General features: G+C 59.0%; 26 protein-coding genes and 2 pseudogenes. 16 read left to right on the top strand and 12 right to left on the bottom strand.

Annotated features, from left to right (window positions below):
• Position 1 precedes the first annotated feature (1 nt).
• Genes BVL55_RS11685 through BVL55_RS11675 form a run of 3 tightly spaced genes read right to left on the bottom strand, consistent with a single transcriptional unit; the run spans position 2 to position 4794 of the window.
• Positions 2 to 2839 (bottom strand): DUF4159 domain-containing protein, encoded by a 2838-nt coding sequence (locus tag BVL55_RS11685; RefSeq protein ID WP_075997042.1) that lies wholly within the window; start codon positions 2837 to 2839, stop codon positions 2 to 4.
• Positions 2839 to 3759 (bottom strand): DUF58 domain-containing protein, encoded by a 921-nt coding sequence (locus BVL55_RS11680; protein ID WP_075997041.1) that lies wholly within the window; start codon positions 3757 to 3759, stop codon positions 2839 to 2841. The genes BVL55_RS11685 and BVL55_RS11680 overlap by 1 nt, the downstream gene beginning before the upstream one ends.
• Before the next feature lie 18 nt (positions 3760 to 3777).
• Entirely contained in the window at positions 3778 to 4794 is a 1017-nt protein-coding gene (locus BVL55_RS11675; protein WP_075997040.1) for an AAA family ATPase, read from the bottom strand.
• A 209-nt stretch (positions 4795 to 5003) separates the two neighbouring features.
• Here BVL55_RS11675 and BVL55_RS11670 point away from each other — a divergent pair, with 209 nt between their 5' ends.
• Genes BVL55_RS11670 through BVL55_RS11660 form a run of 3 tightly spaced genes read left to right on the top strand, consistent with a single transcriptional unit; the run spans position 5004 to position 7585 of the window.
• On the top strand, positions 5004 to 5660 hold the full coding sequence (locus BVL55_RS11670) for a DUF1285 domain-containing protein (RefSeq protein ID WP_075997039.1): 657 nt from the start codon (positions 5004 to 5006) through the stop codon (positions 5658 to 5660).
• Positions 5661 to 5688: 28 nt separating this feature from the next.
• Positions 5689 to 6348, top strand: a complete 660-nt coding sequence (locus BVL55_RS11665) for a CoA pyrophosphatase (protein ID WP_083649670.1) — start codon at positions 5689 to 5691, stop codon at positions 6346 to 6348.
• Between the two features lie 7 nt (positions 6349 to 6355).
• Positions 6356 to 7585, top strand: a complete 1230-nt coding sequence (locus tag BVL55_RS11660) for a CCA tRNA nucleotidyltransferase (protein WP_075997038.1) — start codon at positions 6356 to 6358, stop codon at positions 7583 to 7585.
• 9 nt (positions 7586 to 7594) lie between these two features.
• On the opposite strand, the gene BVL55_RS11655 is transcribed toward BVL55_RS11660, so the two are convergent.
• The 3 genes from BVL55_RS11655 to hemF form a co-directional block, all read right to left on the bottom strand.
• On the bottom strand, positions 7595 to 7777 hold the full coding sequence (locus tag BVL55_RS11655) for a DUF1059 domain-containing protein (protein WP_075997037.1): 183 nt from the start codon (positions 7775 to 7777) through the stop codon (positions 7595 to 7597).
• A 290-nt stretch (positions 7778 to 8067) separates the two neighbouring features.
• Positions 8068 to 9186: an AAA family ATPase gene (locus BVL55_RS11650; RefSeq protein ID WP_075997036.1), complete on the bottom strand. Its 1119-nt coding sequence runs from the start codon at positions 9184 to 9186 to the stop codon at positions 8068 to 8070.
• A complete protein-coding gene (gene hemF / locus BVL55_RS11645) occupies positions 9183 to 10100 on the bottom strand; it encodes an oxygen-dependent coproporphyrinogen oxidase (RefSeq protein WP_075997035.1) in 918 nt (305 codons plus the stop codon). The genes BVL55_RS11650 and hemF overlap by 4 nt, the downstream gene beginning before the upstream one ends.
• 355 nt (positions 10101 to 10455) lie before the next feature.
• Between hemF and BVL55_RS11640 the strand changes: the two genes are divergently transcribed.
• Positions 10456 to 10701, top strand: coding sequence for a hypothetical protein (locus BVL55_RS11640; RefSeq protein ID WP_075998114.1), 246 nt, complete (start codon positions 10456 to 10458; stop codon positions 10699 to 10701).
• A gap of 75 nt (positions 10702 to 10776) precedes the next feature.
• On the opposite strand, the gene BVL55_RS11635 is transcribed toward BVL55_RS11640, so the two are convergent.
• A complete protein-coding gene (locus tag BVL55_RS11635) occupies positions 10777 to 11256 on the bottom strand; it encodes a tRNA (cytidine(34)-2'-O)-methyltransferase (protein WP_075998113.1) in 480 nt (159 codons plus the stop codon).
• Between the two features lie 139 nt (positions 11257 to 11395).
• Between BVL55_RS11635 and BVL55_RS11630 the strand changes: the two genes are divergently transcribed.
• Entirely contained in the window at positions 11396 to 13258 is a 1863-nt protein-coding gene (locus tag BVL55_RS11630) for an ABC transporter ATP-binding protein (protein WP_075997034.1), read from the top strand.
• A 59-nt stretch (positions 13259 to 13317) separates the two neighbouring features.
• Positions 13318 to 15189 carry an ABC transporter ATP-binding protein gene (locus BVL55_RS11625; protein ID WP_075997033.1) on the top strand — a complete coding sequence of 624 codons (1872 nt, stop codon included), beginning with the start codon at positions 13318 to 13320 and terminating at the stop codon, positions 15187 to 15189.
• Positions 15190 to 15208: 19 nt separating this feature from the next.
• Here BVL55_RS11625 and BVL55_RS16750 read toward each other — a convergent pair whose 3' ends face one another.
• Positions 15209 to 15598 (bottom strand): hypothetical protein, encoded by a 390-nt coding sequence (locus BVL55_RS16750; RefSeq protein WP_162841497.1) that lies wholly within the window; start codon positions 15596 to 15598, stop codon positions 15209 to 15211.
• On the opposite strand from BVL55_RS16750, the gene BVL55_RS11615 reads away from it, so the two are divergent.
• Complete coding sequence (locus tag BVL55_RS11615) at positions 15593 to 15940, top strand: C40 family peptidase (RefSeq protein WP_162841496.1); 348 nt, start codon at positions 15593 to 15595, stop codon at positions 15938 to 15940. The two genes, BVL55_RS16750 and BVL55_RS11615, sit on opposite strands and share 6 nt — an antisense overlap.
• 48 nt (positions 15941 to 15988) lie before the next feature.
• Here the strand turns inward: BVL55_RS11615 and BVL55_RS11610 are convergent, their stop codons facing one another.
• Positions 15989 to 17836 carry an ABC-F family ATP-binding cassette domain-containing protein gene (locus BVL55_RS11610; protein ID WP_075997031.1) on the bottom strand — a complete coding sequence of 616 codons (1848 nt, stop codon included), beginning with the start codon at positions 17834 to 17836 and terminating at the stop codon, positions 15989 to 15991.
• A gap of 390 nt (positions 17837 to 18226) precedes the next feature.
• Here BVL55_RS11610 and petA point away from each other — a divergent pair, with 390 nt between their 5' ends.
• The 4 genes and pseudogenes from petA to BVL55_RS17370 all read left to right on the top strand — a co-directional run bounded on the left by petA (position 18227) and on the right by BVL55_RS17370 (position 21352).
• A complete protein-coding gene (petA, locus tag BVL55_RS11605) occupies positions 18227 to 18793 on the top strand; it encodes a ubiquinol-cytochrome c reductase iron-sulfur subunit (protein WP_075998111.1) in 567 nt (188 codons plus the stop codon).
• Between the two features lie 20 nt (positions 18794 to 18813).
• Positions 18814 to 20085 (top strand): cytochrome b, encoded by a 1272-nt coding sequence (locus BVL55_RS11600; protein WP_075997030.1) that lies wholly within the window; start codon positions 18814 to 18816, stop codon positions 20083 to 20085.
• Between the two features lie 73 nt (positions 20086 to 20158).
• Positions 20159 to 20998: pseudogene (locus tag BVL55_RS11595) on the top strand (cytochrome c1); the annotation flags it as partial.
• Between the two features lie 87 nt (positions 20999 to 21085).
• On the top strand, positions 21086 to 21352 hold the full coding sequence (locus BVL55_RS17370) for a helix-hairpin-helix domain-containing protein (protein ID WP_487391205.1): 267 nt from the start codon (positions 21086 to 21088) through the stop codon (positions 21350 to 21352).
• A gap of 50 nt (positions 21353 to 21402) precedes the next feature.
• On the opposite strand, the gene BVL55_RS11590 is transcribed toward BVL55_RS17370, so the two are convergent.
• Both BVL55_RS11590 and BVL55_RS17220 read right to left on the bottom strand, forming a co-directional pair.
• Positions 21403 to 21603, bottom strand: a complete 201-nt coding sequence (locus BVL55_RS11590; protein ID WP_075997028.1) for a hypothetical protein — start codon at positions 21601 to 21603, stop codon at positions 21403 to 21405.
• A gap of 25 nt (positions 21604 to 21628) precedes the next feature.
• Positions 21629 to 21751, bottom strand: a complete 123-nt coding sequence (locus BVL55_RS17220) for a hypothetical protein (RefSeq protein ID WP_280161324.1) — start codon at positions 21749 to 21751, stop codon at positions 21629 to 21631.
• 194 nt (positions 21752 to 21945) lie between these two features.
• Between BVL55_RS17220 and BVL55_RS11580 the strand changes: the two genes are divergently transcribed.
• Together BVL55_RS11580 and BVL55_RS11575 are read left to right on the top strand one after the other, a co-directional pair.
• On the top strand, positions 21946 to 22491 hold the full coding sequence (locus BVL55_RS11580) for an adenine phosphoribosyltransferase (RefSeq protein ID WP_075998110.1): 546 nt from the start codon (positions 21946 to 21948) through the stop codon (positions 22489 to 22491).
• Between the two features lie 152 nt (positions 22492 to 22643).
• Positions 22644 to 22850: a YgaP family membrane protein gene (locus BVL55_RS11575; RefSeq protein ID WP_075997026.1), complete on the top strand. Its 207-nt coding sequence runs from the start codon at positions 22644 to 22646 to the stop codon at positions 22848 to 22850.
• 39 nt (positions 22851 to 22889) lie between these two features.
• Here the strand turns inward: BVL55_RS11575 and BVL55_RS11570 are convergent, their stop codons facing one another.
• Positions 22890 to 23741 (bottom strand): DUF4198 domain-containing protein, encoded by an 852-nt coding sequence (locus BVL55_RS11570; RefSeq protein WP_162841495.1) that lies wholly within the window; start codon positions 23739 to 23741, stop codon positions 22890 to 22892.
• A gap of 132 nt (positions 23742 to 23873) precedes the next feature.
• Between BVL55_RS11570 and BVL55_RS11565 the strand changes: the two genes are divergently transcribed.
• The 3 genes and pseudogenes from BVL55_RS11565 to BVL55_RS17100 all read left to right on the top strand — a co-directional run bounded on the left by BVL55_RS11565 (position 23874) and on the right by BVL55_RS17100 (position 26064).
• Entirely contained in the window at positions 23874 to 24998 is a 1125-nt protein-coding gene (locus BVL55_RS11565) for a HupE/UreJ family protein (RefSeq protein WP_075998109.1), read from the top strand.
• Between the two features lie 107 nt (positions 24999 to 25105).
• Positions 25106 to 25518 (top strand): annotated as a pseudogene (locus tag BVL55_RS17105) (NAD(P)-dependent oxidoreductase); the annotation flags it as partial.
• Between the two features lie 21 nt (positions 25519 to 25539).
• Positions 25540 to 26064 carry an NAD-binding protein gene (locus BVL55_RS17100; protein WP_205410791.1) on the top strand — a complete coding sequence of 175 codons (525 nt, stop codon included), beginning with the start codon at positions 25540 to 25542 and terminating at the stop codon, positions 26062 to 26064.
• Positions 26065 to 26068: the final 4 nt, after the last annotated feature.

Below are 26068 nucleotides of genomic sequence, written 5' to 3'. Positions count from 1 at the left end.
TCTATTGCCCCAGACGTTCCAACAGGGCAGGCACGTGTACCTGGTCGGCCTTGTAGTTGCCGGTCATCGTGTACATGACGATGTTGACACCGACACGGAAGGCGTATTCGCGCTGTCCGGGAACCGGCGGCGTAATCGGCAGCAGCGAACGGCTTTGTTCATCGATCGCCCAGGCGCCGGCAAAATCGTTACTGGTAATCATGATGGTCGACACCCCGTCGCCCGCACGGGCAGGGCGCAGTTCTGCTTCATCGGCAACGCCGATCTGCTCCACCCACAGATCGCCGCCCTGGAAGCGGCCGGGGAAGGAGTCAAGCAGGAAGAATGCCTTGGTCAGCACATGATCGGTGGGAACCGGTTCAAGGGGAGGAACATCCAGCGAGGCGAGAATCTCGCGCAGTTTCCTGTTGCCGCCGGAGCCGTTGTTGAGCACGCCGCTGATCTGGTCGCGGGTGTCGAACAGCACGGTGCCGCCCTGTTTCATGTAGGCGTCCACCCTTGCCATCGCTTCCTCGCCCGGAGAGGGAGTGCCCTGATCAACCGCCCAGTACAAAAACGGATAAAACGACAGTTCGTCAGTGGCCACATCCACACCGACGGGATCGCCAGGTTCGAGCGCGGTGCGCGAAGCGACAAAGCGGGTTAGCCCGAGAAGGCCGGCACGGCTTATCCGGTCGATTTCGTCATTGCCGTTGACGACATAGGCAAAGCGGGTTCTGAGCGCGGCAGAGTAGTCAAGGCCGTCTTCTGCCGTGGCTGACTGCGCCATGGCTTCAGGAACGTATGCGCCCCCCCACGCGAACAGGCCAAGAATGGCGGCAAGCAGGATGGCGGAGTTTGCCGAAGCCGGTCTTGCCAGCGGTTTTGCCGGTTTGCCGGCAGAGCCCTTCAGCAATCCCGCAAACCACAACACGGCCAGGCAATCCGCCAGGAACAGCACCATGGCGGCCAGCAGCAGCCATGGCCGCAGGGTAAGACTGGAAGAGGTGGCAAGCGTCATCGTTTGTGTTCCGGCAGGAACCATTGAGGGTTGAAGTGTCGTAAGGGTGTCCGCTTCGCCCATCAGGTTGAGTGCCCTGAAGCCGTCTTCCGTTCCATAAAAGCCGGGCGGGTTTTCGAGCGATACCTGCGGTTCGGCTGTGCCTTCCAGCACCAGCGGCTTGACCCCGAGTGGTGGCGGAACCATGCTTCCCCTGCCGTCAAGCACTTCCATCGGTGGAAGCCGCAATTGCGCGTCGTCCAGAGGTTTGACTCCGGTGGAGCGGGCAAGATTGACGGTACGGCGAAGCATTTCGACGAATGTGCCCGAAAGCGGAAGGTTTGACCAGTTGTTGTCGGAATTGACGTGAAACAGGACCAGCCATCCTTCGCCGAGCTGGCTTGCGGTGACCAGCGGCGTGCCATCCTCAAGGCGTGCCCAGGTACGGTTTTCCAGATCCTGGGACTGCAGCGCCAACACCTGCCGGCTGACGGTGACATCGCCAGGTGTTTTCAGGCCGAAAAAGGGTGAGGCTGGTTCGAAGGGCGCAACGGATTTGGGCGTTTCCCAGGAAAGTGCGCCACCAATGAAACGGTCACCCTGGACAAGCTCGACGGGAAGCAGGGCACTTGCCGGATTGGCGGCGAGGCGTGGTCCGGCAAAGCGGATGACGAGGCCGCCTTCTTCAAGAAAGCGGGTAATCTGCTCACGGGCCTGTTCGGGCAGGGTGCCGACATCGGCAAGCACCATGGCTGAAACATTCTGGTTCAAAAGATCGTCAACGGCTTCGTCGATGTTGGCAGTGTCTGCCGCCCGTAAGTCGGAGAACGGCAGGAGTGCCCGGTTGATATAGTAGAGCGGTGACAGCAGCGGCTGGGAAATATCGGCGCTCTGACCGGAGATCAGGCCCACCACGCGGCGGCGGTTGCTGTCGTCGAGCAGTTGGACGGCACCCGCATTTTGGGCATTGTCGACCACAACGCGTACGATCTGGTTGCGTATTTCCACCGGCTGGGAAAGTTCGAAATCAGCTTCGGTTTCACCGGCGGCAAACAGCGCAGGCGCGGTGGCCAGCGGCAGGCCGTTCTTGTCATAGGCAGTGATGCGTAACGGCAGACTGGCGGCGCTATCGCTGCGAATCGCCGTTCCCACCATGTTTGAGGGTCGGTTTTCTACCGGCCGCAGGGCAACCAGGCTGGAAGTTTGCGGCCGGGCAAGAAGCAGCGGCCCATTGATGGTGGCGAGCATCCCCAGCAGGGCGCGGGTTTCCTCACGCCGGGCAAGACCGTCCGAGAAGAAGACCGCTTCGCCGAACTGTGTTTGTGCAATTGCCGTCTGGACACGCTGGGCTGTGAGGGTGTGATCGGGACGGGCAGCGCGATTGTCCCCGCTCTCCAGCAACGCCCTTGCGTCAGCGGCCCTGAGCGGTTCGATGGCAACGTCCGCCAAATCCGTTGTTCGTGCGATGGCAACGGTTCGCCCGGCTTCTTCGGCAGCCGACACCATTGAAAGCGCGCTTTTTTGGACCAGTTCCACACTGTCGGCGCTGGCCCAGCCGTCGTCGATGACCACCAGAAGCGGTCCTTCACCCCTAAGCGGGGTTTCGCCGGGATTGAATACCGGGCCGGCCATGGCCAAAATCACGAGGGCTGCCATGGCGAGCCTGAGCAGGGTAAGCCACCAGGGGCTTTGGGCTGGTGTATCTTCCGTTGCCCTGAGTTGTTCGAGAATGACAAAGGGCGGAAAGAACTCGCTGCGCGGCTTGGGCGGGGTTAGCCGCAGCAGATACCAGATCACCGGCAGGGCGAGCAGGGCCAGCAAAACCCAGGGGGAGGCGAAGGCGAGGGGCAATCCGGCCATTATCCACCTCCGTCAAATGCGTTTTCGGACAAGGCGATGTGCAGGGACTGTAGCGCCAGGGAAGCCAGCCGGTCGGTGTGATGCAGCGTGTGGGACCAGCCAAGCCGGGCGCAATAATCTGCCAGCAACCGGGTATGGCCGCGAAACAGCGCTTCATAGTCCTGCTTGACGGTCTGGGCTGCGCCGAGGTTCAGTCGGTGGCCGGTTTCAGGGTCGCGGAATTCCATTCTGCCCGAATAGGAGAAGACTTCCTCTGCCGGGTCGACAATCTGTACCAGATGTCCCCGCACGCGTTTGTTGGAAAGATCGCGGAAGACGGCAAGGTGCGCTTCCTCATCCTCCCGCGATTCAAGAAAATCGCTGAACAGAATGACTTCGGCATGATCGCCGATCCGCTTCATGTCGGGCCAGGTTTCCTGGGCGCCCGACACCAGCAGGTCATTGGCCAGCCTTTCGGCGGCATGGCGGTGAACGATCGGCTTGGAAACGCCGAGCCAGCCTATGCGTTCGCCGCTGCGGGCAAGCAGTTCTGCCATGGCCAGCGCCAGCACCAGTGCGCGCGACTGCTTGGAAACTTCCGTGCCGCTTGATTGGTACAGCATGGACGGGCTCTCATCGACCCAAAGCCAGATCGTGTGGGAAGCCTGCCATTCGCGATCCTTGATGTAGACATGGTCGTCGCGGGCAGAGCGCCGCCAATCGATTGCCGCAAGGTTTTCGCCCTGAACGTAAGGGCGGAACTGCCAGAAATTCTCACCAATGCCGCGCCGCCTGCGGCCATGCCAGCCGGCAAACACATTGTTGGCGACGCGATGGGCTTCCACCAGAAGGTCGGGAATAAGTGCGGCCCGGGCACGCGAACGTGCCAGCACGGTCTGTGCCTGAAGTGCATCGACCAGTTTTCCGGTGGTCTGGCTCATGCTGCCTATCCCGGCCGCCTACCCGATTGCCGAGCGGATGTCGGCAATCACGTCCCGGACCGAAACTTTCTCTGCCCGTGCCGAGAAGGAAAGCTGCATGCGGTGTTGCAGCACCGGTTCTGCCAGAGCCAGCACATCGTCGACGGAAGGCGACAGCCTGCCATCCAGCAGTGCGCGGGCCCGTGCCGTGAGCATCAATGCCTGGCTTGCCCGCGGCCCCGGACCCCAGGAGATGTACTTGTTCATCGGCCGGTCGCTGGCGCCGGGGCGGGCCGAACGCACAAGTTCCAGAATGGCGTTGACGACGCTTTCGCCGACCGGGATGCGGCGGACCAGCGCCTGCATTTCCTGAAGCCGTTTGGCATTGAGCACCGGCTTGGCAGCGGCTTCCTTGGCGCCGGTCGTCTCCAGCAGAATTCGTCGCTCGGACTCCATGTCGGGATAGTGAACATCAATCTGCATCAAAAACCGGTCGAGCTGGGCTTCGGGAAGCGGATAGGTGCCTTCCTGCTCGAGCGGGTTTTGTGTTGCCAGAACGTGAAACGGCGCCGGCAGGTCGTAGCGTTGGCCGGCGATGGTCACATGATATTCCTGCATTGCCTGCAACAGGGCTGCCTGGGTTCGCGGGCTGGCGCGGTTGATTTCGTCGGCCATCAGAAGCTGGGTGAAGACCGGTCCCTTGGCGAAGCGGAAGGAACGTTTGCCGTCATCGTCCTGCTGCAGGATTTCCGAACCCAGAATATCGGACGGCATCAGGTCGGGGGTGAACTGGACACGGGCAGCCTGGATGCCGAGCACGGTGCCAAGCGTATCGACCAGCTTGGTCTTGGCAAGGCCCGGCAGGCCGACCAGCAAGCCGTGACCGCCCGAAAGGATGGTGACCATTGCCCGTTCGACGACCGTTTCCTGGCCGAAGATGACTTTCGCCGTTTCCTTCCTTGCCTTGGCAATGTCGGCAACCGCTGTCTCGGCAGCCTCGATTACGGCTTTGGAATTGCCGGCTTCGCGTCCTGCCTTGGGGTCTACAGCACTCATGGTTTGTCCTTCCTGCTGGCATCAGATTCGGCGGTGGCTTTCCGCATGGTAGTTTGGCGCTCCGTCATTGCAATATGCCATACTTGCGAAACGGTTGGTGAACGCTATTTTCGGCAGAACGCTCGATATGTGTTGAACACTTTGTTACCACCGGTTTGTGCGGCAAGCCGGATTTACAAGTACCGGCGGGACAATACTGGATAAAGAGAATGGCAGAATCAGGGAAAGCTGCATCATCGGGCGCTACGGACCCGGTTTCCGGCAATGACAAGCTTTCCGGCCTTAAGGCACTTGTTGAACGTGCCGGGACGCGCAAACGCGGTCCTGCGCCGGTCGAGAAGTGGGACCCTGACTTTTCCGGTGACCTTGATCTTGAAATCCGTGCCGATGGCACCTGGTTATACATGGGAACACCGATTGCCCGAAAGGCGCTGGTTGAATTGTTTGCAACCGTGTTGCGCAAGGATGAAGATGGTTTCACCTATCTCGTCACGCCCGTAGAGCGCTACAAAATTGGCGTGGAAGATGCGCCCTTTCTGGCCGTTGAAATGGATGCGTCCGAAGGCGAAGCGGGCCCGGTGCTCACTTTCCGCACGAATGTCGGCGATGTTGTCGAGGCGGGACCGCAAAATCCATTGCGTTTTCAAAACGCGCCGGAAAACGATGGTGTCAAACCCTATCTGCTGGTGCGTGGCAGGCTTGAGGCGCTGTTGACGCGGCCGGTGATGTACGAATTGGTGACCAAGGGCGAGGAAGTTGAACTGGAAGGCAAAACCGTCTTTGCCGTACGCAGCAACGGAGCGGTCTTCCCGATCATGGCGGCAACTGAACTGCACCGGCTTGCCAGCGGCGGTGAAGATGCATGACCTGCCGGCACAAATGACGAAAAGCCCCATGCAGACTTTGCCCGATAGTAAGAATCTCGACGCTGAAGGATTCCGCCAGCTTGCCGGCAAGCGGCTGTTTGCCCCGGCAACAGAACCCATTGGCGATTTTGCCATTAATCCGGAATTCCGCAACTGGGTATTAAAACAGGCAACCAGGCCGGCGGCGGTTCTGATTCCCGTTGTTGATGGCGGTGACGCGCTCTCGGTTATCCTGACCAAGCGCACGGAAAAACTAGCCTCACATTCGGGCCAGGTGGCCTTTCCCGGCGGTAAGATAGACGCGGAAGACGGCGGGCCGGTTGAAGCGGCCCTTCGCGAAGCCAATGAGGAAATCGGTCTTGATAGTGCAGAAGTGGATGTGCTGGGGGTGATGCCCGAATATCTGACCGGTTCGGGCTTTCGAATTTCGCCGGTGGTGGGTCTGGTAGCTGAAAAGCCGAGCCTTGCTCCCAATCATGACGAGGTCGAGTACATATTCGATGTGCCGCTGGCTTTTCTGCTCGATACTGCCAACCATCGGGTCGGCAGCAGGATGTTTCAGGGAAAGCGCCGGCATTATCTCGAAATGCCATATGGAGAACATTACATTTGGGGCGTGACCGCCGGCATTATCAAACATTTCCAGGAGCGGCTGACTGGCGGCGGTTCGTCCCGCTGGAGTAACTAACATATCCATGAAACTCGAAGCAAAACAGGTTCCCTGGCTTCATGACGCACGGCTGCAGGCGGTGTTTGACGCCATTGAGGCGGCTGGTGGAGAGGTGTGTGTTGCCGGCGGTGCGGTGCGCAACGCGCTGATGGGAGAGCCAGTGAGCGATGTTGATCTTGCCACCACCCTCGTTCCGGAAGAAGCGATGCAGGCATTGGCGCAAGCGCATCTGAAAGCGGTGCCGACGGGAATTGCGCATGGAACGGTAACCGCTGTCAGCGATGGGGTGGGCTATGAAATCACGACCATTCGCGACGATATCGAGACCGACGGGCGTCACGCGGTGGTGCGTTTCGGCACGGACTGGAAGCGCGATGCGTTGCGGCGCGACCTGACGATCAACGGGCTTTATTGCGATCGCAACGGTAACATTATCGATCCGCTCGGCAATTTGGACGATGTTGCGGCTCGCCAGGTGCGCTTTATCGGCAAAGCGGCGGAGCGGATCGAAGAAGATTATTTGCGCATTCTGCGGTTTTTCCGTTTCTTCGCCCAGTATGGCGCGGGCCGGCCCGACGCCGAGGGGCTGAAGGCGGCTGCCTGGCTGAAGGACGGCCTGAAACAGGTGTCCGTTGAACGCGTCTGGATGGAATTGCGCAAGCTGCTGGCGGCCAAGGATCCCTCCCGGGCCCTGTTGTGGATGCGTACGAGCGGAGTGTTGAACCTGATCCTGCCGGAAAGCGAAAAGTGGGGGATCGATTTCGTTTCGCCGCTTGTTGAGGCCGAAGCACGGTTTGGCTGGCAGGAAGATGCAGTTTTGCGGCTTGAAGCGATAATCCGGCCAGATGGCGCGGTTGTGCGCAAACTTGCCAAGCGGCTCAAGCTGTCCAATGCGGAGCGTAACCGGCTGCTGGCCTGGGCGATGGCGGAGGTGCCGCAGCCGCCAATTGCAGAGGACGAGCTGAAACGCAGGATTTATTATGGCGACCGGCAAGGGGTTGTCGATGGTTTGCGGATCGCCACGGCGGTTGCCATTTTTCGACAGGAAACAGCGGACAGGATCGAGGCGATTGCCGGCAATGCCGCGTTTGCGGCGGACTGGCCGGTTCCCCGGTTTCCCGTCCGCGGCAAGGACCTGGTCAACAGGGGCATCCCCGAAGGCCGCGATGTCGGGCGGGTGCTCAAGCGGCTCGAAAAGGCATGGGTTGAAAGTGGCTTCAGCCTGACGGCGGAAGCATTGTTGTCGGACCTCTGAACCGATTGCTCAGGCGGCCTTGCGGTCGCGAATGCGTGCCTTGATGGCTTCAACCATGGTTTCGCGGATTCTCGGTTCGTCATGGGCAAGCTTGATATGCTCGACGGCGCGGCGCACGATTTCAGCTTCCTCTTCGGCTTCCGTCTGCCATTGGCAACCGGGCACGAGCGTTCCACATTCAAAGGATTTCATGGTTTTTCCTCACGTTACCTGGGGTTCAGACCCTTTATTCTGCCCTATCTGCAGGATGCGGGACACTGGCGTCGCCCTGCAGCGTCAATGTTCTCGACCGGGCAGATGGCCCGCCTTTTGAACGTTTCCTTGCATTGCTTGCCATTGTCCGCGCCATTCAGGTCACAATAAAGAGTCCAAACCCTACCATTGCCGACTGCCGGAGGGCGCCGGCTGCATGGGAGAGCATAGCATAAATCTGGCAGGTTTTGTGGCTGCTCCGGGTTTGCGGAGGGTTGACCATGAATACCCTATTCGCCGCGAAACGTTCCCAGGCTGTTCAGGCCGGAAATGAGGGTTTCGCCGTTCTGCTTTTCAACATTCCGTATCGGGCAGGCAGTGCGTTGCTCAAGGCTGCCGGCCAGTTCGGCTGAATGGGTAACGACAATGATCTGGGTGGTTTCGGCAGCATTGGCAATCAGGGTTGCAAGGGCCGGCATCAGGTCCGGGTGAAGGCTCGCCTCCGGTTCGTTGAGCACGACAAGACGGGGTGCATGGTAGGAAAGCAGTGCGCCGCACAGGGCGAGGAATTGCAGGGTTCCGTCGGAGAGTTCAGCCTGGCTGAACAGGCGGTTCGGGAAGTCCGGCCACTGGATAAAGAACGCCGCCTGTTCTTCAGGATGCGGGATGATCAGTTCTGCTCCGTCAAAGGCTTCCCTTACCAGTGATTTCAGATCTGTTGTGTCCTGGCGAATGTGTTCCAGTGTCGCGAAGACGGCTGCAAGGTTGGCGCCATCGGCGTCGAGTTTGGTCGCTGTTACGGCGGCAGCCGGCCGGCGCAGTGGTGAGTCTGTATCGACCCGGAATCGGTGAAAGAAACGCCAGCCCAGCAGCGTATCCCGCAGGCCGGCTACATCGGTGGCTGCGACCTCGGCGGGCAGCCGGGAAAGCGCCGTTTCACTGGGCAGTAGAAGGCCGTCCCATTGCTGTTCGCGTCCGTTCAGGCCGGATATGGTCACAGACGGGCCGCGGCGCTTCATCAGGGTTTTCACCCGCCCGCTGTAGCGGGCCTCGATTTTCTCCTCCTTGATCAGGGGTTCGTTCAAAAACGCCGCTGTGGTGGGTGTAGGATGACCGACCTCGATGTGATAGCGCAGATCGCCAACCGTAACGGAAATCGCGATCCGGGCCTTTTCATGGGTCCTTGTTGGGCCGCTCCAGCGGCAGGAGGCAAGGCCTCCCTGTTTTGCCAGCCACAGGGAGAGGTCGCCGAGCGCTGCATGGCGGCAGAATTCCAGTGCCCGGTAGATGTTGGTCTTACCGGTTCCGTTTCCGCCCTGATAGACGGCAATATGGTCAAGCGGCAGGGTTACATTGCGCAGTGAGCGGAACCCCTTGACGGAAAGTTGCCCGACCCTTCCGGCGATCATGGCCACCGCACGGTGGGCGGCATGGAGGACAAAATGGAGGCGACGTTGCCGCCGGTCTTCAGGCCGAAAATCGTGCCGCGGTCATACAGCAGGTTGAATTCGACATAACGGCCGCGCCGGACCAGCTGTTCCTCGCGCTGCTGCGGCGTCCATTCAAGGTCCATGTTGCGGCTGACAATCGCCGGATAGGCAACGTTGAAGGCCTTGCCGACATCGCGGGTAAAGGCAAAATCGGCATCCCAGCCTCCGTCTTCCTCCGGCGAGCGCAGATAATCGAAGAAGATGCCGCCAATGCCGCGCATCTCGTTGCGGTGCTTGAGGAAGAAATAGTCGTCGCACCATTTCTTGTACCGGTCGTAATCGGCAATTGCATGGCGCTCACAAACGAATTTCATCGCCTTGTGGAAGATCTGGCTGTCGGGATCCTCCTGGGTGCGGCGCGCGTCCAGTACCGGCGTCAGGTCTGCGCCACCCCCAAACCAGTTGGAGGTGGTAACCACCATGCGCGTGTTCATGTGTACGGTGGGAACGTTCGGGTTCCAGGGATGGGCGATCAGCGAAAGGCCCGATGCCCAAAAACGGGGGTCTTCGCTGGCGCCGGGGATCTGTTTGCGAAAATCCTCGGCAAACTCGCCATAGACCGTGGAAGTGTGAACCCCGACCTTTTCAAACAGCCGGCCGCGCAGCATGGACATGATGCCGCCACCTCCGTGCCCGCCATCACGCTGCCAGGGCGTGGCAACAAACTTGCCGGGCTCGTGTTCGGAAAACGGACCGGTAAGCTGGGTTTCAAGTTCCTCGAAGCGTGTGCAGATCATGTCGCGAAGCTCGTGAAACCAGGCTTCGGCGCGCTGCTTTTTTTCCTCGATGTTCTCTGAAAGCCCGTTGGGCAGGTTCGGCCGCTCGCTGCTCATCTTGATATCCGCATTTCAGGTCACGGGCCCGTCGGGGAGATCGCAATTGGTGCGTGACTGCCCATTAAATCGTGACGTAATCCAGCGCGTCACTAACAACAGTCCGGCGGCGCTGTCCAGAGAACATTTGTCAGCATCATGACCCTGCAGGACTGCAAGGAAGGGCGTGCGCTTGACAAGCCCGGCACCTGCGGTGTTCTCATAGGGGTCTGCTGCAAGAGGCAAACCGTTGGAGTTGGACATCATGACCGCCAACAGGTACGGCGCGGAAAATGGCGTTGAAGGCGAAGCCGAACAGGAATGGCAAAGCCGCCGCAAGGCGCCGCAGGGCTATTGGCAGCGCCAGTCCGAAGCGTTGGGCAAGGCGCGAAAACGCCACGAAGACTGGACATCCAAACGCCGCAAAAACAGCGGCGGCAGAAGCGATAGTGCCTGGAAGCGGGTAACGCTTACCCTGCCGCGGGCTGAAGCCCAACAGAAGGCGCGGGAGTTTCTGGCGAAGTATCCCAAGGCAGCCTACTGGTCGGAAGTGGAGAGCTGGCGGGAACTGCCTGGAGACATCATCGAATTTACTTTGCGCCGCCTGCCCAGCGCCGATTGAGTGCGGGCCCGCGGAAACGCGACCGCCAGGTGAAAGCAAGGCTTTGAGCCTGCAATCTTCTGGATTTTCTGTCCGTCAGCCGGCCGTTGGAAAAGCCGAAAGCTGGCGCAGTGCTTCCGACAGAATGATGGCTCCTGATACCGCCTGATTGATCGAGCGGGCGTCCTGGTGCATCGGGATGACAATGCGGGCGGTGGCGCGCTCATGGACGTCATCGGGAACACCGCTGCTTTCGCGGCCCAGCAGCAGCAGATCTCCGGCTGTAAAGGCAAAGTCTGTATGGGGAATGTTGCCCCTTGTGGAAGCGAGGATGATTCGCCGGCCTTGTGCACTGGCCATTTGGGCAAAGGCGGCAAAATCGTCATGCCGCACAACAGAGGCAAGCGCCGCATAATCCATGCCGGCGCGCCGCAGGGCCTTGTCGTCGTGGCGAAAACCGGCGGGCGCGATGATGTGCAATTGCGTGCCCAGGCAGGCGGAAAGGCGGATCAGCGTGCCGGTGTTGCCTGCTATGTCCGGCTGATATAGGGCAAGGGCCGGTTTTTGCTGTTGCATGGGCATACTACCGTTTTCTGACGGGGGTTAGACAACTGCCATAACGTTGTCAGGCAAATTCCCTATAAGGACGGCTGATCGGCAGCTTGTGAACACCACAAAATCATGAAAACGTGGCGGGCTGCCGGAAAGGACAAGCATGTTTCGCTATTTTGAGTCGCGCGTAAACCCCTATCCGCCGGGGGAGCCCAGCCCTCCGCCGCAGGGTCTGGTTGCGTTCTGCTGGCACTATACCAAGCCGGTATGGCCATGGGTTGCCATCATGTCTGTTGCAACGGCTTTGCTGGCAATCGGCGAAGTGGTGCTGTTCGGGTTTCTCGGTTCCCTGGTCGATTGGCTCAGCGAAGCTGACCGGGCCGGATTTCTGGAACGTGAAGGAGCCGGACTGATTGTCATGGGCGCCTTTCTCCTGATTGGCCTGCCGTTGGTTTCGATCATCCACAGCCTGGTCATTCATCAGACCCTGCTCGGCAATTATCCCATGATCGCGCGCTGGCAAATGCACCGCTACCTGCTGCGCCAGAGCATGAACTTCTTTGCCAACGAATTCGCAGGCCGGGTGGCAACCAAGGTGATGCAGACCTCCCTTGCGGTGCGTGAAGCGGTCATGAAAATCGCTGATATTCTGGTGTATGTGGTCGTGTATTTCACCTCGATGCTGATGCTCGTGGCCTCCTCCGACTGGCGTCTGGCGCTGCCGCTCGTGTTCTGGCTCATCTGCTATGTAACGATCATCCGATATTTCGTGCCGCGTCTCAAGATCATCAGTCAGGAACAGGCGGATGCGCGTTCACTGATGACCGGACGGGTGGTCGACAGCTACACCAACATCAATACCGTCAAACTGTTTTCCCATGCGGGCCGCGAGGCTGCCTATGCGCAGGAGGGGATGAACGGTTTTCTGGATACCGTCTACCGGCAGATGCGGCTGGTTACGATCCTGCAGTTCCTGGTGCACTACAACAACGCACTTGTTGTTTTCCTCATTGTCGGACTTTCCATCTGGCTGTGGCTCGGTTCGGCGGTATCGATCGGGGCGATTGCCATCGCTGTCGGCCTGGCGCTCAGGCTGAACGGCATGTCGCAATGGATCATGTGGGAAGTGTCGGCGCTGTTTGAGAACATCGGCGTGGTTCATGACGGCATGGCGATGATGGCCAAACGCCGGGAGGTGCAGGATCATCCGGACGCTGGCGACCTCGAAGTGAAGGAAGGCGGTATCGTGTTTGACAACATTTCCTTCAATTACGGCAAGCGCGCCGATGGCGGCGATCAGGTGATTGACGGGCTCAACCTGTCAATCCAGCCAGGCGAAAAGGTTGGCCTTGTGGGCCGGTCGGGGGCCGGAAAAACGACGCTGGTCAATCTTCTGCTGCGGTTTTACGACCTTGAAGAGGGGGCAATCCGCATCGACGGTACAGATATTGCCGGTGTCACCCAGGACTCCCTGCGCCAGCAGATCGGCGTTGTCACCCAGGATACATCTCTCTTGCACCGCTCGATACGCGACAACATCGCCTATGGCAGCCCGCAGACCGATGACGAAGCAGTGATTGCGGCTGCCCGGAAGGCCAAGGCATGGGAGTTCATCGAGGATCTTGAGGATCAGGAAGGTCGCAAGGGGTTGGATGCCCATGTTGGCGAGCGTGGTGTCAAACTTTCCGGCGGCCAGCGCCAGCGCATCGCGATCGCCCGGGTGTTCTTGAAGGATGCCCCCATTCTGGTGCTGGATGAGGCTACTTCGGCACTTGATTCGGAAGTGGAAGCTGCGATCCAGGAAAGCCTGTTCGATCTGATGGAGGGAAAGACGGTGATTGCCATTGCGCACCGGCTTTCCACCATTGCCTCCCTTGACCGGCTGGTGGTGATGAATGAGGGCGAAATCATCGAGGAGGGGACCCATGGTACCCTGTCGGCCGCCGGCGGGCTTTATGCCGAACTATGGGCGCGGCAGTCCGGCGGGTTCCTGGGGATTGAAGACGCTTCTCAGGCTGCGCAGTAAACAGCCTTACCCAGCCGATATCCGTTGGAGCGTCTGGTTGAAGAAATGAAAGGCACTGCATGTTCGACCGGATTTTCAGTTGGTTTGAAAACCGGTTCGATCCATTTGCTCCACATGCCGGTGCCCCGCCGCACGGGCTTGTTGCGTTCAGCTGGCATTTTGTTCGCCAGTTCCGCTGGGCGTTCCTGTTCATGCTGGTTTTCGGCTTTGCCAATGCGGCGGTCGAGGCGGCAATCTTCACCTTTGTCGGTGAGCTTGTCGACATTCTGACGGTTTTTGAAGCCCGGCATGGCAGTGGTGTTGGCAAAGGCTGGGGCGCGCTGCTGGCGGCTGCTGGTCCGACCCTTGCGCTGATGGCGGCTGTAACGCTCGGCGCACGGGTGATCATCGTTGCGATCGGAGCGCTGATCGAGGAACAGCTTGTCGTTCCCAATTTTTTCACAGCCGTGCGCTGGCAGAGCCACACCCATGTGGTGCAGCAATCGCTCGGGTTTTTCCAGAACGATCTGGCAGGCCGCATCGCCCAAAAGGTATTCCAGACCGGCCATGCCATGGGCGACATGATGGTTGCCCTGGTCCAGACCATCGGTTTCATCGCCGCCTATGCCTTCACGACATTTGGCCTGCTGCTGGCGCTTCACGTGGAATTGGGCATTTCCGTGCTGGTCTGGCTTGTGGCCTTTCTGCTGCTTGCCCGCTTCTTCGTGCCACGCATTCGCGAGCATGGGCGCAAGACAGCCGAGGCCGCAGCGCTGGCGACCGGCCGGATGGTGGATGGCTATTCGAACATTTCAACCGTGAAGCTCTATGGCTCCACTTCAGGCGAAAACGACTGGGTAAAGGAAGGTCTCAAGGGCCAGTATGATGCGCTGAGGCTGTTTACGCGTGATCTGACGGGCGTCAGGATTTCGCTGTCGGTGATCTCCAACATTGCGGTGTGCTTCATTGCCTGGCAGGCGGTTGACCTGTGGCTCGGCGGAAAGATCACGCTTGGCGAGGTTGCTTTCTCAACCGCGCTGGTTTTACGCCTGACCTTACTGCTCAACCGGTTGATGGGCATTCTCAACGGCTTCTTCCGAAATGTCGGCGTAACGCAGAACTCGATGGAACTGATTGCGCAGCAACCGCAGATCAGGGACCTGCCGGATGCGGACGAACTGGAGCCGGGCGGAGGAAAGATCGAATTCGACAACATTGTTTTTCACTACGGCAAGGGGGAAGGGCTGTTCGACGGGTTTTCGCTCATCGTGCAGCCGGGCGAAAAGCTGGGCATTGCCGGCCCGTCGGGCGGGGGCAAATCGACGCTGATCAACCTGATGCTGCGCTTTTTTGAACTGGAAAAGGGGGTGATCCGCATTAATGAGCAGGACATTCGCTCAGTAACCCAGGACAGCCTGCGCGCCGCCTTTTCGCTGGTGCAGCAGGATCCTGCCATGTTTCACCGCTCGGTCAGGGAAAACATCGCCTACGGCAAGCCGCAAGCAGGCCTGGATGAAATTATCGAGGCGGCACGACAGGCGAACGCCCATGAATTCATAACCGGGCTCAAAGACAGCCGTGGCCGCACCGGTTACGATGCCCATGTGGGCGAGCGCGGCGTACAGCTTTCCGGCGGCCAGCGCCAGCGCATCGCCATTGCCCGGGTGTTCTTGCGAGATGCCCCCATTCTGATTCTCGATGAAGCTACATCCCAACTCGATTCCGGTGTCGAAGCTGCGATCCGGGAAAATCTCGATACAATGATGAAAGGCAAGACGGTGATCGCCATCGCCCATCGCCTTTCCACCCTTGCCGAGATGGACCGGCTGGTCATCGTCGACAAGGGCAAAATCACGGAAGTGGGCACGCATCGTGAACTGCTCGAACGAGAGGGATTATACGCAAACCTGTGGGCGAGACAGGCTGGCGGGTTTCTGCCTCTTGAGGCTTAACCCTTTATTTATCTTTGCGTTACAACCGGTTACACAGTTTGAATTGATTTTTGTTGCGCAATCCTATTTTTGCCGCATTGCGGCATGATTGCTTGCCGGCCGGAAGGCAGCGGGGATCATTGCGCTTGCCGCCGGCAGGATGAACTTCACGTAAATCCATCCGCTTTATCGTGACAACAACAAAGGGGCAGAGATCGGCCGTCTTCGGGCCGGGCAGTGGCGGAATCCGCAACAGCTTCCTCTCTTCAAAAAATACATGAAAACCAGAAAACCCACGCGGTTGGCGCAAGGCGCGCTGGCCGGACTTCTCGCCGCTGTGTTTCTTTTCGGCGGCAACGACTTTTCTACCGATGCAGCATTTGCAAATCCGGCCCGTCTTGCGGCCATCAAGCGCGTAGAAGGCTTGCATGAGCGCAAGCACCGCAAGCAGATTCAGGCCATGGTAGGTGTCAATCCCGCTTCAACTCCGTGGTGCGGTGCAGCGGCAGCCTATGCCGTCCGCAAGGCTGGCGGAAAGCCGCCTGCAGGTCACAACCGTGCGATCAGTTGGCGCAAATGGGGCAAGGCGGTTTCCCTCAAGAAAGCCCGCAAGGGCGATATCGTCGTCTTTCGCTTCAAGCGCGGCCACCATGTTGCCGTATACAATGGTGCCGCCGGCAAGGGCCGCATCAGCGCCTGCGGCGGAAACATGTCGAACCGTTTCAAGTGTTCCAATTACCGCGCTTCCAGCGTGGTAGCGGTCCGGCGATAGCCGTTTTCGAGTAAGCCGGAGCCGCAGGGGCCGGAGGTGAGTCTATGCTCAGCCTCCGGCCTCCTCCCGCAATATTTCAAGTTCTAGCCACTGCTGCTCCTTTTCGGCCAGCGCCTTTTCGCGGGCTGCAAGGGCTTCAGCATATTTGTCGAAGCGTGCCTGGTCACGGACATACAGGTCAGGCGCTTCAAGTGCGCCGCGCAGTTTTGCGATTTCGCTTTCCAGCTTGCTGATTTCGCCGGGCAAGGTCTCGAGCGCATGCTTCTGTTTGAAGGAAAGCCTGCGCCGCGCAGGCGGTGCGCTTGCGGCGGGATGATCGTCATTTGAACCTTCAGAGCTGCCGGCCCGTGTTTTTTCGTTCCCTGACGGCTGCTTGCCGGCAGGGCGTCTGCTGCCTTCGTTCTGCAGTGTCTTTTGCTGGGCAAGCATGTCGCTGTACCCGCCGGCATAGCGCACCCACTTGCCGTCTTTCTGCGGTGCGATGATCGATGTGCAGATGCGGTCCAGAAAATCTCGATCGTGGCTGACGAGCAGCACCGTACCGGAGTAGCCGGCGATAAACTCCTGCAGAAGATCGAGCGTTTCCAGATCAAGATCGTTGGTCGGTTCATCAAGCACCAGCAGGTTGGAAGGCAGGCGCAGGCCGCGCGCCAGCATAAGGCGGCCGCGTTCGCCGCCCGACAGAGCGTGGACGGGCGTTCGCGCCTGTTCGGGAAGGAACAGAAAGTCCTTCATGTAGCTGATGACATGGCGGGTTTCCCCGCCGACCGAAACCTTGTCGCCCGCCCCGTCGGTCAGCGCTTGCTGCAGTGTCCAGCCGGGATCGAGCATCTGGCGCTTTTGATCAATGACCAGCGCATCGAGGTTGAGGCCGAGGCGGACGGTGCCCTGATCGGGTTCAAGCTTGCCGGTGATCAGGTTGATCAGGGTCGTTTTTCCCGCGCCGTTGGGCCCGACAATGCCGACGCGCTCTGCGCGCATGATGATGGTGGAAAAATCCTCGACGATCTTCTTGCCGCCGAGCGACTTTGAAACGCCATCGAGCTTTGCAACCAGCTTTCCCGACAAGCCTGCTTCGGCGCTGGCGAGGAGAACAGAGCCGCCCGCTGATGTCTGATTGGCCTGCTTTTCCTTCAGTTCCTGCAATTCGCGGACACGGCGCATGTTGCGCTTGCGGCGGCCTGACACGCCGTGAACGATCCAGTGTTCCTCGCGGGCGATCTGGCGGCCGAGCTTGTGGGCGGCCAGTTCCTCCTCCTCCAGCATCTTGTCGCGCCAGTCTTCAAATCCGTCGAACCCACGGTTGAACGTGCGGGTGGTACCGCGATCCATCCACACCGTGCTGGAAGACAGACGGGATAAAAAGCGCCGGTCGTGGCTGATCATGACGATGGCCGAGGCCATTGAGCGCAGTTCCGTTTCCAGCCATTCGATGGCAGGCAGGTCCAGATGGTTGGTCGGTTCATCCAGCAGAAGGATGTCCGGTGCGGGCGCCAGGGTACGGGCAAGTGCAGCGCGCCGCGCTTCGCCGCCGGAGAGATTTTTGGTCCCGCCATTTTCGGCAAGGCCCAGTTGCTGCATCAAATAGCGGGCACGATGAACATCATCGCCGGGTGCAAGCCCTGCCAGCACATAGCCTTCGATGGTTTGAAAATCCGACAGGTCCGGCTCCTGCGGCAGATAGCGAAGGGTAGTGCCGGGCTGAACAAACCGCTCCCCCTTGTCGGGTTCGATCATGCCGGCAGCAATTTTGAGCAAGGTCGATTTGCCCGAACCGTTGCGGCCAACCAGCGCGATGCGGGCCGAAGCGTGAATTTGCAGGTTGGCATCGCTGAGCAGCGGTGTTCCGCCAAAGGTCAACGCGATGCCGGACAGAAATAGCAGGGGTGGCTGCAATGGATTACCGTTTTCTTCTCGGGCGTTTTGTCTGCCGGAGGCCATTCCTGCCCAATCCGGGTTCATAGCGCAACCGTATTGGCAATTCAGATCGCGCAAATGCGATTGCGTGGTCATCTGAGCCGGGGCTATTGTCTGTGGGCAGACGCGACAAACTGCCCTTTAAGCCTTCAAATGGCTGGACAAATGGGGGCTTGGGAGCATAAACACGCGCACAAGACCGGGAGCACGCGTTCTGGCGATCCTTCAGCTTGGCATCATGGCCCGCATCCGGCGGTCCGTTGCCGGCAGGAGAAGATGCCCAACAAGCAGCGCACTCGGCCTTTTTGTTGGACCTTTTTAGGGCGGAAACAGGGCTTCCGCCGCACAAAAGCGAAAGGATGGTATGCCGTGAGTGCAGCCAAAACCGACCACGATCAGAGCCGCAGGGACTTTCTCTACCTGGCAACCGGTACCGCAGCCGCTGTCGGTGCCGCCGCTGCCGCCTGGCCGTTTGTTTCGCAGATGAACCCGAGTGCCGCCACAAGGGCGCTTGCTTCCATCGAGGTTGACGTTTCAGCGATTGAGCCCGGGCAGGCGATCACCGTCAAATGGCGCGGCAAGCCTGTCTTCATCCGCAACCGCACCGACGAGGAAGTGGAAGCGGCCAGGGCAGTGGAACTGGCCGACCTGAAAGACCGCAATGCGGAAAACCAGAATATCGATCCCGGCGCCCCGGCAACCGATGAAAACCGCTCGGCCGGCGAAGGCAAGGAGAACTGGATCGTGATGATCGGTTCGTGCACCCATCTGGGCTGTGTGCCGGTCGGTCTTGCCGGTGATTTCGGCGGCTGGTTCTGTCCCTGTCACGGGTCGCACTACGACACGGCGGGCCGTATCCGCAAAGGGCCTGCGCCTGAAAACCTGCATATTCCGCCATACACATTTGCCTCCGATGCCACCATCGTGATCGGCTGACGGGACGGGGAGAGAAGAACATGAGTGCTGGACATTCCACCTACACGCCCAAGTCTGGCTTTGGAAAATGGCTGGATGAACGCCTGCCGCTGCCGCGGCTTGTCTATGACAGCTTCGTTGCCTATCCCGTACCGCGCAACCTCAATGCCTGGTACACCTTTGGCGGCATTCTATCGCTGATGCTCGTCGTGCAGATTTTGACCGGTATCGTTCTTGCGATGCACTATGTTGCTTCGGTATCCGGCGCCTTTACATCGGTCGAGTGGATCATGCGCGACGTGAACTACGGCTGGCTGATGCGCCGTCTGCACGCAAACGGTGCGTCGATGTTCTTCGTTGCCGTCTACATTCACATTTTCCGCGGTCTTTACTACGGCTCCTACAAGCAGCCGCGTGAGGTATTGTGGATTTTGGGCGTGATCATCTTCCTGCTGATGATGGCGACAGCCTTCATGGGCTACGTGCTGCCATGGGGCCAGATGAGCTTCTGGGGCGCCACCGTGATCACCGGTTTCTTCTCGGCCATTCCTGTCGTTGGAACCGCCATTCAGGAGTGGCTTCTGGGCGGCTATGCAGTCGACAACCCGACGCTCAACCGCTTCTTCTCGCTTCACTACCTGCTGCCGTTCATGATTGCCGGCGTCGTGGTGCTGCATGTTTGGGCGCTTCACGTTACCGGCCAGAGCAATCCGACGGGCATCGAGGTGAAAAACATCCGCAAGGAGACCGTGCCGTTCACGCCGTACGCCACGATCAAGGATGCGTTCGCCATGATCGTCTTCCTGATCGTGTTTGCATGGTTCGTTTTCTACCTGCCGGATTATCTGGGCCATCCGGACAACTACATCCCCGCCAATCCGCTCAAGACGCCGGCGCATATTGTTCCTGAATGGTACTTCCTGCCGTTCTACGCCATCCTGCGTGCAGTTACCTTCAACATATCGATCCCGTTCACCGATGTGGTGCTGATCGATTCCAAGCTTGGCGGCGTGATTGCGATGTTCGGTTCGATTGCCGTGCTGTTCTTTCTGCCGTGGCTTGACCGCTCGCCGGTTCGTTCGGCAACCTACCGCCCGCTCTACAAGCAGTTTTTCTGGATCTTTGCTGTGGTCTGCGTGGTGCTTGGCTGGCTCGGTTCACGGCCTGCGGAAGGGGGCTATGTCATTGCCGCGCAGATTTTCACGGCTTGGTATTTCATCCACTTCCTGGTGGTGTTGCCATGGTTGTCGCGGGTTGAAAAACCCAAGCCGATGCCGGCCAGCATTGCCGAAGCCGTTTTGGCGAAACACTGACCTGCAAGCAGAAGCCGGGCGGTCTGTCCGGCGGAGATAACGGGATTTCCCAAGAGGGACTGGAGACATGAAACTGAAATCGATTTTCACCGCACTGGCCGGATTGGCCGCAGGCGCGATGATCGCCCTTGGTTCGGCGCAGGCAGCCGAGGAAGACGGCGGCACGCCGCATTATCCCATCAAGCATCCCAAGCATGTGCATTGGAGCTTTGCGGGGCCTTTCGGTCACTGGGACCTCGGCCAATTGCAGCGCGGCTTGAAAGTCTATCAGGAAGTTTGCTCGGCCTGCCACGGCCTGGAGCTGGTGGCGTTCCGTAATCTGGAGGAGCTTGGTTATTCGGAAGAGCAGGTAAAGGCCTTTGCCTCTGAATATACAGTGACTGACGGCCCGAATGCCGAAGGCGAAATGTTCGAACGCCCGGCAGTACCTGCCGACAGGTTCCCCTCGCCATTTCCCAATGAGGAAGCTGCCGCATACGCAAACAACGGAGCTGCGCCGCCGGACTTCTCCCTTCTGGCGAAGGCCCGTGCGCCAGAGCGCGGTTTTCCGACCTTTATCTTTGACGTGTTCACCCTGTATGCGGAAAACGGACCGGACTACATCTATTCGCTCCTGACCGGTTATGAAGACGTCGCGCCGGAAGGCGTCGATGTGCCGGAGGGGACCCATTACAATCCGTATTTCATTGCTGGTGCGACGCTGGCCATGGCGCCGCCACTGTCAGAGGGCATCGTGACCTATGACGATGGCACCGCCGAGACGGTCGACCAGTATTCAAGGGATGTGGCTGCCTTCATGATGTGGGCAGCTGAGCCGAGCCTGGTTGAGCGCAAATCGCTTGGTTTCAAGGTGATGATTGCGCTGCTGCTGCTGGCGATCTTGTTCTACCTCTCCAAGAAAGCTGTCTGGTCGGCGCTTTACAGTGAAGGGGCTTCCTCTTCAGCACGGGCGGTTCCTGCCACCGCCAGCGCTGCTGTCGGTTCCGCACCGCGTGCCGGGGTGGATTTCATCGATGATATCGAGCTTATCGACGGCATCGGTCCGACCATCGCCAAGCGGCTGAAATCAAAAGGCGTAAAGAGCCTGGCGAAGATTGCCGCAATGAGTGCTGGGGAGCTCGACAAGCTGGCAGAAAGTGTCAATGCGAAAAACCGTCCTGTGCGCGAAGAATGGCAGGCTCAGGCCCGCGAACTGATCGCCGGAAAGCCACCGCGTGCGGCCATCGACCGCGCCAAGGTCGAAAAGCTGCTCGGCAAGAAATTCTGAGACTGCAGCATTGCGCTGCCAGACAGAGCCCGCCCTTGTGCGGGCTCTTTTTATGTTGCGGTTATCTGACGGAGTACGATATCAAGCTGTTTGCGATCTGACCCACCCAGTTCGCCGATTGTGCGGATTATCAATTCGTTTGGAATGGTCGCAAGGCGCAGCCTTGCAAGGCAAGGCACTTTCAGTCCTGCTGAAGTCAGGTCGGTGAGGGCAACGCCGGACGACCATGCCGAGCCTGCCAGGCTTTCCATATCTCTGCCATGGCACCAACCGGTCTTATGCCCCTCGTCGGTCGCCCATCACGCAGGACACCTCGCAAGGATGTTCTCCGCGCTCAAGGCGCTCGATCAATATCTCTCGACCTTTCGGCGTCAAACGGGCATTCTTGTGGATGTTCATTCGGTCCCTCTCCTGATCACTGATGGTTTACAACTTCAGCTTTTCAGAATGGGACCGAATGAACAACCTGGTGAGAACTCACATCTAGTGAAGCGAACCGGCAACGGGAAATCGCCAATTGCCGAGTTTCCTTTTGACTGATTGATTGGCATGCGCTTATTGATATGGCCACTGCAAGAAACGGTGAGACCATCATGGATTCTTCCCTGCGTGCGACGCTTGAAGGCGCCATCCGCACGATTCCCGACTATCCTCACAAAGGCATTCTTTTCAGGGACATCACGACCCTTTTGGGCAATGCGCGGGCGTTCCGCCGGGCGGTGGATGAATTGGTCCATCCCTACAGCGGCAGTGGCGTCAAGCAGGTTGCGGGCGTGGAGGCGCGCGGCTTTATTCTCGGTGGCGCCATGGCGCATCAATTGTCCTGCGGGTTCGTGCCGATCCGCAAGAAAGGCAAGCTGCCGCATGAGACTGTTCGCATCGCATATTCGCTTGAATACGGGGTCGATGAAATGGAGATGCACAAGGATGCCGTCAGCAAAGGGGAAAAGGTCATCCTGGTCGATGACCTGATTGCGACGGGTGGTACCGCGGAAGGTGCGGTGAAACTGCTGCAGAAGATGGGGGCGGATGTGGTGGCGGCCTGTTTTGTCATCGACCTGCCGGACCTTGGTGGACGCAAGAAGATCGAGGCGCTGAACGTTCCCGTGCGCACACTGATCGAATATGAGGGACACTGACCCGTGGCCTTCCAGATCAAGCAGCGGGACAAAATGCGCGGCGCATTTGATCAGGATCAATTTCTTTAAATCGAACTATGCTTATATAAGAGTTATCCTAATAACCGCCTCACTGTTTCTGGAAAAAGTGAGGTCATTTTGGAGGCCCGGCCATGTTCAAGACCAATGTTGGCGGTATCGACCGCGTGTTGCGCATCCTTGCAGGCGTTGCTCTGCTTGCAGTGTTTTTCCTCTATCCCGATGCTTCCTGGCGCTACTGGACGCTGATCGGAATCATTGCGCTGGCGACCGGCCTGCTGTCGACGTGTCCGCTCTACAGCATTCTGGGCCTTTCCAGCTGCCCTGCGAAGGCCAGGTAGAGCGGCACACCTTCATTCAACCGGCGGGCGAAGTGCCGCTCAGTCACCTTCGTCAAGCGCCGCGTCGGTTCCCTTTATGCCGAAGGTCAGGGACGACCAGTAGCTGTACCATTCGGGGATGTCGGTCTCGGGGTTCTCATCGCCCGGATAGATTTTTACCGCGTTGAGAAGGAACTTGCCGCCGCCCGACAGGGGGATGCGGGCACGGCCTGATTCATCGGTGCGAACCGTGCCGGTCTGGGTGGCGTTGCGGTGGCGGAACCAGCGTATCTGGATGTTGCCCGCCGGTTCTCCCTGCCAGTAGAGTCTGACCGGCAGGGTATCTTTTTCGTCCAGCATGTAGGGGTTTTCCTCCGCTACCAGCTCAAATACCAGCCCGGTCAAGTGATCGCCAGCGTCGTCCGGCCCTGCTTTGCCAACCTGGACAAGTGCCTTTGCGCAGCGCGCATAGTGTTCCTGCAGCCGGTCCTTGGCCAGCCCGCGCTGGACATGTTGCTGCAGCAGGCCGGTCAAGCCTTCATAGTCCTCATAAAGCTGCATCTTGGCCGGATCGGTAAAGGTGATGCGCTCAAATTTTCCCTGATAGGAAACGCTGTAAAGTCCGGCTTTTTCTGCGGTGGCAATCAGCGCCGGCCTGTCGCCATCGCGCCCGGCGACAGGGGTGCTGCCGGAGGGCGTGTTTATTGTGAAGCGATCGAAACGGCTTGCGATATAGGCAAAGTTGGTCCCCTTGAAGTTCTGGCCGTTCTTGAGGTTACCTGCAATTTCCCCGCCTGGCCGGATCTGGAACTTAACGGGTTCAAGCCAATATTCGTGCGCCTGTGCACTTGCCGCCAAGCCCCATGTGCTCCATGTGATCAGGACGGACAGTATGACAAATCTTGTTTGCATGGCGGTTTTACTACACTGATAATGCGGGGTGGTTTCGGTCTGCGGCAAGAGTAGCGAAAGCAATTTACCATGCAATTCAAATTCCCTGTTATCGCGCATTACAGCTGCAATGGTTTTCTCCGGACGGCACAATTGCTGGCGGTTGTTTTCTTCGCCCTTGCGTCAGCGGCAGCTGCCCATGAGGTGCTTCCGGCCATTGCCGATTTTCATGCCAATGACGAGAAGGCAGGCGAAGGCCGGTATGCCATTGAAGTTCAGGTAAATGCTGAGGCCATTCTTTCAGGGATTGGTGCTGAACACGAGGACACCGATGATGCGCCACAGGTTGAAACCTACAATAAGCTGCGCCTGCTGAAGCCCGATGCGCTGGCCGAACGCTTTAATGCTTTCATCCCGCAGTTTGGCAAGGATGTGGGGGCCTACTTCGATGATGTGCGGGTTATGCCGGATGATATCACCATTGCTGTCCCGGAGGTGGGCGATACGGGACTGGTGCGCGAGTCCGTCGTGACACTCAGAGGCGTCCTTCCGGGCGATGCGCAAACCCTGCGCTGGGAATGGCCGGAAGCCTATGGCGCCAGCGTGATTCGGATGAACCCGCCGGGTGCTGCGCGGGGCGAGGGATATTCGGCCTATCTTGGCCCAGGCGAGGTGAGTGAAGCCATCTCCCTCACTGCCACCGGGCAGCAGGGGCTTGGCGAGGTAGTCGCCAACTATCTGAAGATCGGCTTTGATCACATCATTCCCAAAGGGCTTGATCACATTCTCTTTGTTGTCGGTCTTTTCCTGCTTTCCACCCACTGGAAGCCGCTTTTGTGGCAGGTTACCGCTTTCACGATTGCCCACACCATCACCCTGGCGCTGGCCACCCTGGGATATGTTTCGCTTTCTCCGGCCATTGTGGAGCCTCTTATTGCCGCTTCCATCGTCTATGTGGCAGTCGAGAACATTTTTACCAGCCGTCTCAATCCGTGGCGGCCCGTCATCGTGTTCGGGTTCGGCCTGCTGCACGGGCTTGGTTTTGCCGGGGTCCTTGGGGACATCGGGCTTTCCTCTTCCCATTTCATAGCCGGGCTGATTGCTTTCAATGTTGGCGTTGAACTGGGCCAGTTGGCGGTCATTGCCCTTTGCTATCTTGCGGTGGGAATCTGGTTTGGAAGCAAACAGTGGTACCGCCATTACATCGCCGTTCCGGCGTCGGTAGCGATCGCCGTGATCGCTGCATGGTGGTTCTACGAGCGTGTTTTCCTTGCATAGGGCGCAACGCTTTCGGCTTTCGTCGCAATCAATGCGAAAGTGTCGCGTTTTGCCGCTTGCGCGACCGCGCAGCATTGCGTTTTCTCCCGTAACAAAGGGAGACCCATATGAAAGTCGGATTTATCGGCCTTGGCAATGTCGGGGCCAAGCTGGCGGGCAGTTTGCTCAGGAACAATATTGACCTGACCGTACACGATCTGAACGAGAAGCTGGTGAAGGAATTTGCCGGCCGTGGTGCGAAGGCGGCAAAAGATCCTGCGCAGATGATGCGGGAGTGTGATGCGGTTATCACCTGCCTGCCATCGCCTGCCGCCTCTGACGCGGTAATGCAGCAAATGCTGGGGGAAGTGGGCAGCGGCAAAATCTGGATGGAGATGTCGACCACTGACGAAACCGAGGTCAAGCGGCTCGGCGCAATGGTCATGGAACGGGGGGTGCAGCCGTTGATTGCCCTGTGTCGGGTGGATGCCACCGGGCGGAGACCGGCAACATTTCGATCTTTGCCGGATGTGACCGTCCGACTTTTGAGCGCATTGCCCCAATGTTGAAAACCATGGGCAGGCGGATCCTGCACACCGGAGACCTGGGTTCGGCTTCCGTTCTCAAAGTGATTACCAACTACCTTGCAACGGCCAATCTGATCACCTGCTGCGAGGCGCTGGTAACTGCCAAGGCCGCCGGCATGGACCTCAACACCGCCTATGAGGCGATTGCCATCAGTTCCGGCACCTCCTTTGTCCATGAAACGGAAAGCCAGGTCATCCTCAATGGCAGCCGCGACATCAATTTCACCATGGACCTGGTCAAGAAGGATATCGGCTTGTTTCAGGCCGTTGCGGACCGTGCCGGGGTGCCGCTGGAAATGAACCCGCTGATGATCAGCATATTCGATGATGCCATCGCCCGTTATGGGGAGCGCGAGTTTTCACCGAACATCATCCGCAGGCTGGAAGAAGCGACCGGGCTCGACATCCGTGCACCCGGATTTCCGGCGGAGATGACGGACGACGAACCCGAGGAGCCAGGGTACGAGGTGATACCGAAGGGACGTGCGCAAGGTTTGTGAATTC

Origin of the sequence: Salaquimonas pukyongi, from assembly GCF_001953055.1 — a bacterium.
Taxonomy (GTDB): Bacteria; Pseudomonadota; Alphaproteobacteria; order Rhizobiales; family Rhizobiaceae; genus Salaquimonas; species Salaquimonas pukyongi.
This window is presented reverse-complemented; position numbering and strand designations above follow the sequence as displayed.